Here is a 2210-nt window from a genome sequence, read left to right on the forward strand (position 1 = left end):
CGCGGTCGCCGCGGTGGCATCGCCCGTGGCGGAGCGCCCGCGGGCCCTCCGCCGGTCCGTGGATGTCCCGCGGTCGCGGGCCGGTGCGGTCATCGCTGTCGGGCCTCCCTCTTCTCCGCCGCCCGCAGCCGTACCGAGGCGGCCCGCGGGTTGTGCCGGATCTCGGCGTCGTCCGCCTTCTCCGCACCCCGGGTCAGCAGGCGCACCCGGGGACCGTGTCCGGGCAGTTCCACCGGCAGGTCCTGCGGCGTGCTGGAGGCCGCGGCCGCGGCGAGGGCGCGCTTGACGATGCGGTCCTCCAGCGAGTGGTAGGACTCGACGACGATCCGTCCGCCCTCCGCCAGGGCGTCGATCGCGGCGGGGACCGCCACCCGCAGGATGTCCAGCTCCCCGTTCACCTCGATGCGCAGGGCCTGGAACGTGCGCTTGGCGGGGTGGCCACCGGTGCGCTTGCTCGCCGCGGGCACCGTGTCGTGCAGCAGCCGCACGAGGCGCTCGCTGGTCTCGAACGGCGCCCGCTCCCGCTCGGCGACCACCGCCCTGGCGATGCGGTGGGCGAAGCGCTCCTCGCCGTACTCCCGCAGGATCCGGGTCAGCTCGGCCGCGGGGTAGGTGTTGAGCACCTCGGCGGCCGTGATCCCGGCCGTCGGGTCCATCCGCATGTCGAGTGGCGCGTCCCGGGAGTAGGCGAACCCGCGTTCGGCGAGGTCGAGCTGCATGGACGACACGCCGAGGTCCATGAGGATGCCGTCCACCGCCGACAGGCCCAGTTCGCCGAGCACCGTGCCGATCCGGTCGTAGGTGGTGTGGACGTACCGCACCCGGTCGCCGAACCCGGCCAACCGCCGCCGCGCGTGGTCGAGCGCCCCGGTGTCCCGGTCGAACCCGATCAGCCGCAGGTCCGGGTGCGCGGTCAACAACGCCTCGGCGTGCCCGCCGAGCCCGAGCGTGGTGTCGACCACGGTGGCCGCACGGCCCGCGACGACGGGAGCGAACAGGGCGAGCACCCGGTCCCGCAGGACAGGCTGGTGCGCTGCCTCGTCGCCGCTCACGGCGCCCCCTCTCACCCGACTCTCCACGTCGCCGGCGTCGCCCCTGTTCGACGCCGGGAGCCGGATGCCGTCAGGTTGCGGACCTGATACCGGGGAAGGTGCATCAGGGCCGCAGCCTCACGTCATCCGACACCGTGCCCGCGTCAGAAGATGCCCGGCAGGATCTCGTCCTGCGCTTTCGCGTAACTGTCCTCGTGCTCCTCCAGGTAGGTCTCCCACGCCCCGGAGTCCCAGATCTCCAACCGGGTGATCGCGCCGATCACGACGCAGTCCCGGTGGAGTCCGGCGTACCGGCGTAACTCGGGGGCGATCGCGATCCGCCCCTGCGCGTCCGGACGCTGCTCGTCGGTCCCGGCGAACAGGTAGCGCTGGTAGGCCCGCACCGACTCGTTGGTGAACGGCGCCTCGGCGACCTTGCGCGCCATCTGTTCGAACTCGGCACGGTCGAACACGTACAGGCAGTGGTCCTGTCCCTTGGTGATCATCAGCCCACCTGCCAGCGCGTCACGGAACTTCGCAGGCAGCGTGAGCCGCCCCTTGTCGTCCAGCCTGGGAGTGTGGGTGCCGAGAAACACCGGCCTCCACCTCCCCTACCGACCAACGCCGGGGCCCCGCGACCCCCTCCGAGATCGGCTCCGGGGCATCACGTCCGCCCCACTGCTCACCACGGTACCCCACTTTCCACCACAGTCAACGCCAAAACGGCCGATTCAGGGCGTTTCGGGAGACATTTTCGCAGGTCACGGCCGTGCGGTGGGAGTGGGGGGCCGTGGCGGGTTCGCCACCCCGGGTGACACCGATCGGAGTCACCCGGTGCGACGCCACGTCGCGATGTGACGACACGGCGTCACGGAGTGACGACTCGGCGTACCGGGGTGACGACTCGCCGGGGTCGGCGAGGGGAGATCACCTGACCGGGGAGGCACGGTCTGTGAGACGCTGAGCACACCGGCCCGCCGCGTCGTGATCGTCGGGGTTGGCCCACCGGGTGCGCCGATCTTTGACACACTGCCCGTCAGGTCGGCCCGGCGGGCGGGGCCGGCCCGGTCGACCAGAACAGCCCGGGGCCGTCGCGCCCACCGCGGGGCCCGCTGCACAGGAGGTCGTGTGACGTCGGAAGCGCAGTCCACCGCCACCGCCCCGCCGGACGGCGACCCG

The 2210-nt window shown here is 72.5% G+C and carries 2 protein-coding genes; both read right to left on the bottom strand.

Annotated elements, in window-relative coordinates; all coding sequences use genetic code 11:
* Positions 1 to 89: 89 nt before the first annotated feature.
* On the bottom strand, positions 90 to 1052 hold the full coding sequence (rsmH, locus tag ACTIR_RS0109505; RefSeq protein ID WP_026454089.1) for a 16S rRNA (cytosine(1402)-N(4))-methyltransferase RsmH: 963 nt from the start codon (positions 1050 to 1052) through the stop codon (positions 90 to 92).
* Positions 1053 to 1195: 143 nt separating this feature from the next.
* A complete protein-coding gene (mraZ, locus tag ACTIR_RS0109510; protein WP_026454090.1) occupies positions 1196 to 1627 on the bottom strand; it encodes a division/cell wall cluster transcriptional repressor MraZ in 432 nt (143 codons plus the stop codon).
* Positions 1628 to 2210 lie beyond the last annotated feature (583 nt).

Source organism: Saccharomonospora iraqiensis subsp. iraqiensis (assembly GCF_000430445.1).
In the GTDB taxonomy this organism is placed as follows: Bacteria; Actinomycetota; Actinomycetes; order Mycobacteriales; family Pseudonocardiaceae; genus Saccharomonospora; species Saccharomonospora iraqiensis.